At 74.0% G+C, this 6,916-nt stretch carries 7 protein-coding genes; 3 read left to right on the top strand and 4 right to left on the bottom strand.

The window, feature by feature from the left end; all coding sequences use genetic code 11:
• The first annotated feature begins 85 nt into the window (after positions 1-85).
• Positions 86-1,090 (top strand): alkene reductase, encoded by a 1,005-nt coding sequence (locus GVN67_RS14530; RefSeq protein WP_159997156.1) that lies wholly within the window; start codon positions 86-88, stop codon positions 1,088-1,090.
• Positions 1,091-1,122: 32 nt separating this feature from the next.
• A complete protein-coding gene (locus GVN67_RS14525) occupies positions 1,123-2,322 on the top strand; it encodes a serine hydrolase (protein WP_159997154.1) in 1,200 nt (399 codons plus the stop codon).
• On the opposite strand, the gene GVN67_RS14520 is transcribed toward GVN67_RS14525, so the two are convergent.
• The 4 genes from GVN67_RS14520 to GVN67_RS14505 all read right to left on the bottom strand — a co-directional run bounded on the left by GVN67_RS14520 (position 2,319) and on the right by GVN67_RS14505 (position 5,810).
• Positions 2,319-3,488: a D-alanyl-D-alanine carboxypeptidase family protein gene (locus GVN67_RS14520; RefSeq protein WP_159997152.1), complete on the bottom strand. Its 1,170-nt coding sequence runs from the start codon at positions 3,486-3,488 to the stop codon at positions 2,319-2,321. The genes GVN67_RS14525 and GVN67_RS14520 overlap by 4 nt on opposite strands.
• Positions 3,489-3,549: 61 nt before the next feature.
• On the bottom strand, positions 3,550-3,783 hold the full coding sequence (locus tag GVN67_RS14515) for a carboxymuconolactone decarboxylase family protein (RefSeq protein WP_159997150.1): 234 nt from the start codon (positions 3,781-3,783) through the stop codon (positions 3,550-3,552).
• Between the two features lie 16 nt (positions 3,784-3,799).
• Positions 3,800-4,633, bottom strand: coding sequence for a MetQ/NlpA family ABC transporter substrate-binding protein (locus tag GVN67_RS14510; RefSeq protein WP_200845261.1), 834 nt, complete (start codon positions 4,631-4,633; stop codon positions 3,800-3,802).
• A gap of 151 nt (positions 4,634-4,784) precedes the next feature.
• Positions 4,785-5,810, bottom strand: coding sequence for a LacI family DNA-binding transcriptional regulator (locus GVN67_RS14505; RefSeq protein WP_159997148.1), 1,026 nt, complete (start codon positions 5,808-5,810; stop codon positions 4,785-4,787).
• Positions 5,811-5,924: 114 nt separating this feature from the next.
• Between GVN67_RS14505 and GVN67_RS14500 the strand changes: the two genes are divergently transcribed.
• On the top strand, positions 5,925-6,887 hold the full coding sequence (locus tag GVN67_RS14500) for a tripartite tricarboxylate transporter substrate binding protein (RefSeq protein ID WP_159997146.1): 963 nt from the start codon (positions 5,925-5,927) through the stop codon (positions 6,885-6,887).
• Positions 6,888-6,916: the final 29 nt, after the last annotated feature.

The following is a 6,916-nucleotide window of genomic DNA, read 5'->3' as shown; positions in this document are numbered from 1 at the left end:
CCCGCGGCCCCCAGCCTGACCTCCCGGTCCCCTTTCCTGTCGCCCGCGCCGCAGGACCGCCTTCGCCTTCGAGGAGTCCCTCGCCATGCATGGCATCGACCCCGCCCGCCCTTCCTTCGCCCTCGGCGCCCTGACGCTGGCCAACCGCCTGGTCGCCTCGCCGGCGCCGCTCGGCGGCCAGCGCTATGGCGGGCTGCCGCATCCGCGCAGCGCCGCCCTCTATGCCGCCCAGGCCGAGGCCGGGCTGATCGTCACCGAGCGCTGCTGGGTCACGCCGCAGGGCGCCGACCGCGCCTTCTCGCCCGGGCTGCGCAACGCGGCGCAGGCCGAGGGCTGGGCGCAGATCGCCGAGGCGGTGCACCAGGCCGGCGGGCGCATCGCGCTGCGGCTGTGGCATGCCGGGCGGCGCTCGCATCGCGCGGTGCAGCTCGGCGGCAGCTGGCCGGTGGCGCCCTCGGCGCTGGCCGGGCCCGGGCAGATCGCGACGCCGCTCGGGCCGCGGCCGCTGCCGGTGCCGCGCGCGCTGGCGACGGAGGAAATTCCCGGCGTCATCGAGGACTTCCTGCGCGCCGCCCGCCGGGCCCGCGCCGCCGGCTTCGACGCGGTGGAGCTCGATGCTTCCGGGCATGGGCTGATCGAGCAGTTCCTCGATGCCGACAGCAACCAGCGCGTCGATGCCTATGGCGGCGATGCCGGGCGGCGGCTGCGCTTCCTCGATGCGCTGCTCGCCGGATTGACCACGATCTGGGAACCGGGCCGGCTCGGCCTGCGGCTGGCTGGCCGCGCGGCGCTGGTGCCCGAGGCGCCGGTGCTGCGCGCCGCCCGCCTGGCCGACGCGCATGGGCTGGCCTGGCTGCATCTGGCGCGGTCGGCCGCGCCGGCGTCGGACCTGGCGCAGCTGCGCCGTGCCTATGGCGGCGCGCTGCTGCGGGGCCATGCGGTGGCCGGCGCCGAGGAAGGCCTGGCCGACCTGGTGGCGCTGCCCGCCTGGCCGCGCCCCGCGGCGCTGCCGCCGCCGCCGGCGCCGCCGGTCGAGGCCTGGCAGCCGGCGCCAAAGCATCGCTGGGCAGCGCCCCTGCCCCTGGCCTAGTCTGCCGCCCGATCCCGGGAGTTGGACGACGCATGCGGCCTGCCTTTCTCGCTGTCCTGGCGCTCGGCCTCGCGGCGCTGCCCGCCGCCGCGCAGACCGGCCTGCAGCCGCGGCTGGATGCGGCGATCGACGCGGCCCTGGCGCAGTCGCGCATCGTCGGCGCGGTGGTGCTGGTCGCGCGTGACGGGCAGCTGGTCTATCGCCGCGCCGCCGGCCTGGCCGATCGCGAGGCCGGCACGCCGATGCGCGAGGACAGCATCTTCCGCCTGTCCTCGATGACCAAGCCGATCACCTCGGCCGCGGCGCTGGCGCTGGTCGAGCAGGGCCGGCTGTCGCTGGATGCGCCGGTCACGCGCTATCTGCCGGCGTTCCACCCGGCGCTGGCCGATGGGCGGCAGCCCGACATCACGCCGCGGCAGCTGATGACGCACACGGCGGGGCTGAGCTACGCCTTCACCCAGGCCGATCGCGGCCCCTATCGCCGCGCCGGCGTCTCCGACGGTCTGGACCAGCCGGGCCTGGCGCTGGAGGAGAATCTGCGCCGCATCGCCGCGGTGTCGCTGTCCTACATGCCAGGCCAGGGCTGGGCCTATTCGGTCGCGACCGACGTGCTGGGTGCCGCGATGCAGGTGGCGGGCGGCGCGCCGCTGCCGGCGCTGGTGCAGCGGCTGGTCACCGGGCCGCTGGGCATGGCCGATACCGGCTTCGGCGTCGCCGATCCGGCACGGCTGGCGGCGCCCTATGTCGATGCGGCGCCACGGCCCGCCCGCATGGCCGAGGAGGAGAAGCTGCGCCTCGGCCATGGCCATATCGCCTTCTCGCTGCGCCGCGCCTTCGACCCCTTGGCCTTCCCCTCGGGCGGCGCCGGCATGCAGGGCAGCGCGCCGGATTTCCTGCGGTTTCTCGAGACGCTGCGGCAGGGCGGCGCCCCGATCCTGAAGCCAGAGAGCGTCGCGCTGCTGACGCAGCATGCCGAGGGGCTGGTGCCGGCGGATTCACCCACCGCCGGCTGGGGCTTCAGCCTGGGCTTTTCGATCCTGCTGGACCCGAAGGCGGCCGCGACGCCGCAATCGCCGGGCACCTGGCAATGGGGTGGCGTCTATGGCCATTCCTGGTTCGTCGACCCGGCGCAGCGGCTGGTCGTGGTCGCCATGACCAACACCACGATCGAAGGCATGGCCGGCGATTTTCCGCGCGCGGTGCGCGACGCCGTGTATGAGGGGCTGCGCTAGCCAATCCAGCGCGACAGCCGCAGCGCCACCCAGTCGTAGAGGCGCAGCGGCCAGGCGGCCGGCGTCGCCTCCTGCAGCGTCACCAGCGGGGCGCGGGCCAGCACCTGCTCGCCCAGCACCGCCTCGACCTCGCCCAGCACCGCGCCCTGCGGCAGCGGCGCGAAGATCTCCGCCTCATCCTTCAGCGTCACCCGCAGCGTCGCTTCGCTGCCGGCGGGCAGCGCCATGACCTGCGTCGCCGCGACGCCGAGACCGACCTCGCCCTCCGCCGAGCCCGGCACGCGCAGCCGCTGGATGTCCTCCCCGGCCGTCAGCACCTCGGACAGATGGAAGGCGGTGCCGGCGTAGTTGAGCAGAAGCTCGGCGCCGCGGGCGCGGTCGCCCTTCGACGGCGTGCCCAGCAGGATCGCCACCAGGTCGCGCGGCTGGCCGGCGCCGCCCGCCATCACGCGCTGCCGGGCGGAGACGATGATGTTGTAGCCCGCCGCCCCGGTATGGCCGGTCTTGAAGCCGTCCACCGCGGCATCCTGCGCCAGCAGCGGGTTCGACGCCTCCTTACGGAAGGCGCGGAAGCTGAAGCGTGGTGCGCGGGTGATGGCGTAGACCTCGGGGAAGTCGCGGTCGAAGGCCAGCGTCAGCCGCAGCAGATCCTCGGCCGTGGTGTAATGCGTCGGCCCCGGAATGCCGGAGGGGTTGTTGAAATGCGTGCCCGCCATGCCGAGCCGCGCCGCGGCCGCGTTCATCCGCGCGACGAAGCCGGCCTCGCTGCCATCGACCGCCTCGGCCAGCGTCACCGCCGCGTCATTGGCCGAGATGATCAGCAGCCCCTCGACCAGCGTGCGCACCGACATCCGGTTGCCCGGCTGCAGATACATGCGGGATTCTTCGGGCCCGACGCGGCGCACCGCGGCCGGCGCCGCCACCACCTGCTGCCAGGCCAGCCGCCCGTCGCGCACCGCCTCGAAGACCAGATAGGCGGTCATCAGCTTGGTCAGCGAGGCCGGTTCCCAGCGCTGCGCCGCCTGGGCCGAGGCCAGCACCTGGCCGGCGGCGCGGTCATAGACCAGCCAGGCGGTGGCCGGGACCGGCGGCGGCAGGGATTGCGCGCGGGCTGGGACGGCGGCGAGGCTGACAAGGGCGGCGAGCAGGGCAAGGGGGCGGCGCATGGCGCCGGAAGCTAGGCCATGCCCTGTCCCGCCGCCAGCCGCCTTCCGGGGGCGAAACGCCTCAGCCTTCTTCCCAGAGCGGCAGCGCGTCGTCCTCGGCATCCAGGCTGGCGGCGACGGCGGCGGCCTCGGCGATCTCGCGCGGCGTGGCGCCCGCCGCGCGGGCCCGGGCGGATTGCGCCGCGACCCAGGCCGGGCTGCGCGCGGCCTGGCCAGCGGCGAGTGCCACCAGCGCGCGGGTCTTGCTGCTGAGCCCGGCCTCAGCCGGCGGCGCGATCGAGGCGGGGGCGTTCATGGCATCGGCTCCGCGGCTAGAGGCTGGGATCGGGGAAGGAGACCTGCGCGCCATAGAGCTGGCGCAGCACCGCCTTCACCGCGTCCGAATTCTGGTAGATCCGGATGAAGCGCCGCAGCCGCGCATCCTCGGCGCGGTCGGGCCGCGCGACGAAATGGAAGGCGTAGCGGGGGTCGTTCTCGACGGTCAGCGCCTGGTCCGGGTCCAGCCCGCCGAGCCTGGCGAAGGTCGGATAGGTGACGGCGGCGTCGAGCTCGTCCAGCGTGCGGGCGATCTGCGGCCCGTCGATGGAGACCAGCCGCAGCCGGCGCGGATTGTCGAGGATATCCTCGGGCGTCGCGCGCTCCTCGGCGCCATCGCGCAGCCGCAACAGCCCCGCCTGGCGCAGCAGCATCAGCGAGCGGCCGGTGTTGATGACATCGCCGGAATAGCCGATGCGGGCGCCCTCGGGTAGCGCCGCCAGCGTCGCGTGCCGCTTGGAATAGAGGCCGAAGGCGGTGGCATAGGCAGGCGCCACCGGCACCAGGTTCCAGCCCGACTGGGCGTTGGTGTAGGTCAAATAGGGGCGGTGCTGGAACAGGTTGGCATCCTGCTCGCCGAAGAAGACGCTGCGATTGGGCGTGACCCAGTCGGCGAACTCGGTCAGCCGCACCGCGAGCCCCTGCGCCTTGGCCTCGGCCGCCGCCGCCTCGATCGCCTGGTTGGAGATGCTGGTGGCCAAAGCGATGCGCAGCGGGCCGGCGGCCTCCTGCGCGCGGGCGGCGCCCTGGCCGGCCAGCAGGGCCAGGCCCAGCCCGGGCAGGGCGCGGCGGGTCAGGATCGGGCGGCGTCGCCTATCGGATGCGGTCACAGCATTCTCTATTCGCGATCATCAGGCGTGGAACATGGCCCTGCCCGTCGCGGAGACTAGGCGCAGTTTCCGCATCCCTCAATGCGCATTTCCGAATAGCCGCCACGAACCGCGGTTGGGCGTTGCCTTTTAGGCATGCCGGATCGCGAAATCACGCGGGCGGCGTGGCGCCGCCGCAGGAATCGCGCACCACCAGCCGCGTCGGCAGGATCGCCTGCTCGGCGGCGGCGTCGGGGTCCTGCAGCCGGCGCAGCAGCAGCCGCACCGCGGTCTCGCCGATGCGGCGCGGCTCGGTGCGCAGCGTGGTCAGCGCCGGGCGGATGGTGGCGGCCTCGGCCACATCGCCGACGCCGGTCACCGCGATGTCGTGGCCGACCTGCCACCCGGCCCGCTGCAGCGCCGGGATGGCGGCGAAGGCCATCACGTCGTTGACGCAGACCAGCGCGTCCGGGCGCCGCGGCAGCGCCGCGATCAGCCGCGCCGCCTCCTCGCCGCCGGCGCGCGTGCCGGGGGTGCGCAGCAGCATTGGCGGCGGCAGCCCGTGCCGGCGCAGCACCTGCCGCAGCCCCGCCAACCGCTCGCGCACGCCGGAATGCAGCAGCGCCGCGCCGCCGAAGGCGAAGTGGCGGCGGCCGCCGGCGACCAGATGCTCGGCCAGCGCCACCATGCCCTGGCGGTTGTCGGGGCCGGCGAAATCCCCGGCATTCCCGGTGGCGCGGCGCATCGCCTGCACGCAGGGCAGGCCGAGATCGGCGATTTCCGCCGCCGAGGTGCCGAGGGCGGGGCAGAGCAGGATGCCGTCCACCCGATGCTCGCGCAGCCGGCGCAGGGCGCGGCCCTGGCGGTCGCGGCAATCGCCGGTGGCGGCGAGAAAGGCGATGTAGCCGGCGGCATCCAGCGCCGCCTCGGCGCCCGCCACCAGCTCGGCGAAGAAGGGGTTGTCGATCTCGGTGACCAGCAGGCCGATGGTCTTGGTGCGCGCGGCGCGCAGCGTGGCGGCGCCGCGGTTGTAGAGATAGCCCACCGCCTCGGCCGCCTCGCGCACCCGCAGGCGCGTGGCCTCGGCCACCAGCGGGCTGTCGCGCAGCACCAGCGAGACGGTGGCGCGCGAGACCCCGGCCTGGGCCGCGACCTCCGTCAGCGTCAGCCTTCCCGATTCCGGTCGCCTCACGGCCATGCGTCCCTCTTTTCCCGCAGCAGAGCGCAGATGGGGCATTGCGTCCATTGGATCAATCTAATTAGCATCGGGCAGAAGGCCGGCCCAGACCGCGCCAAGCAGGAGGAACAGGCCATGCCGCTTCGGCGCAGGCAGCTTTCGCTCGCCCTCGGCGGGATTCTCGCCGCACCCCGCATTGCCCTGGCCGCCTGGCCGGAGCGCCCGATCCAGATCGTCTGCCCGGGTCCGGCCGGCGGCGGCATGGACACCTATGCCCGCGCCATCATCCCCTTCGTGGCGCCGCGGCTGGGCAATGCCACCATGGTGGTGGTCAACCGCCCCAACGCCTCCGGCCAGATCGCCTTCGAGAGCGTGGCGCTGGCCGAGCCCGACGGCTACACCATCGGCGTCGCGCAGACGCCCAACCTGGTCACCCTGCCGATCGAGCGCCAGGTGCGCTACCGCGTGCAGGACTTCACCTTCATCGCCAATGTCGTGGAAGACCCTTGCGCCCTCTTCGTCCGCGCCAATTCGCCGATCCGCGACATGGCCGGGCTGCTGGAGGCGGCGAAGGCCAAGCCCGGCCAGCTGGCCATCGGCAGCGCCGGCATCGGCACCGACGATCATCTTCTCATCCTGGCGCTGCAGCAGGCGACCGGCGCCAGCTTCTCGCATGTCCCCTATTCCGGCACGCCGCCGATCATCAACGGCGTGCTGGCGGGCGACCTCGCCGCCGGCTCCTTCAATGCCAGCGAGGGCATCGGCCTGGTGCGCCAGGGCACGCTGCGGCTGCTCGGCCAGGGCGGCGCCGCGCGCTGGGAGGGGGCGGGCGAGATCCCGACCTTCCGCGAGCAGAACATCGATGTCGTCGCCGCCTCGATCCGCGGCGTCATCGCGCCGCCGAACATGCCCGAGGCGCTGCGCGACCGCTTCCGCGAGGCCTTCGCCGGCGCGCTGGCCGACCCCGCCTGGGTCCGCGAGGCGGCGCGGCTGTCGCTGCCGCTGCGGGTGATGGGCGGCGAGGAGCAGCGCCGCGTCTTCCTGGAAGACGACGCCAAGCTGCGCGAGCTGTGGAAACGCGCCGCCTGGCGCGAGTGATTTCCTGAGAACCCAGAGGAGAACTGAGA

Origin of the sequence: Roseomonas sp. 18066 (assembly GCF_902706185.1) — a bacterium.
In the GTDB taxonomy this organism is placed as follows: Bacteria; Pseudomonadota; Alphaproteobacteria; order Acetobacterales; family Acetobacteraceae; genus Pseudoroseomonas.
Note: the sequence above shows the minus strand (reverse complement) of the source record. Positions and strands in the feature narration are given on the sequence as shown.

Excerpts from the sequence above, each read along its gene's own strand:
- GVN67_RS14520 (WP_159997152.1), bottom strand. The coding sequence starts at position 3,488 with ATGCGCCGCCCCCTTGCCCTGCTCGCCGCCCTTGTCAGCCTCGCCGCC.
- GVN67_RS14500 (WP_159997146.1), top strand. The coding sequence starts at position 5,925 with ATGCCGCTTCGGCGCAGGCAGCTTTCGCTCGCCCTCGGCGGGATTCTC.
- GVN67_RS14530 (WP_159997156.1), top strand. The coding sequence starts at position 86 with ATGCATGGCATCGACCCCGCCCGCCCTTCCTTCGCCCTCGGCGCCCTG.
- GVN67_RS14505 (WP_159997148.1), bottom strand. The coding sequence starts at position 5,810 with ATGGCCGTGAGGCGACCGGAATCGGGAAGGCTGACGCTGACGGAGGTC.
- GVN67_RS14525 (WP_159997154.1), top strand. The coding sequence starts at position 1,123 with ATGCGGCCTGCCTTTCTCGCTGTCCTGGCGCTCGGCCTCGCGGCGCTG.
- GVN67_RS14515 (WP_159997150.1), bottom strand. The coding sequence starts at position 3,783 with ATGAACGCCCCCGCCTCGATCGCGCCGCCGGCTGAGGCCGGGCTCAGC.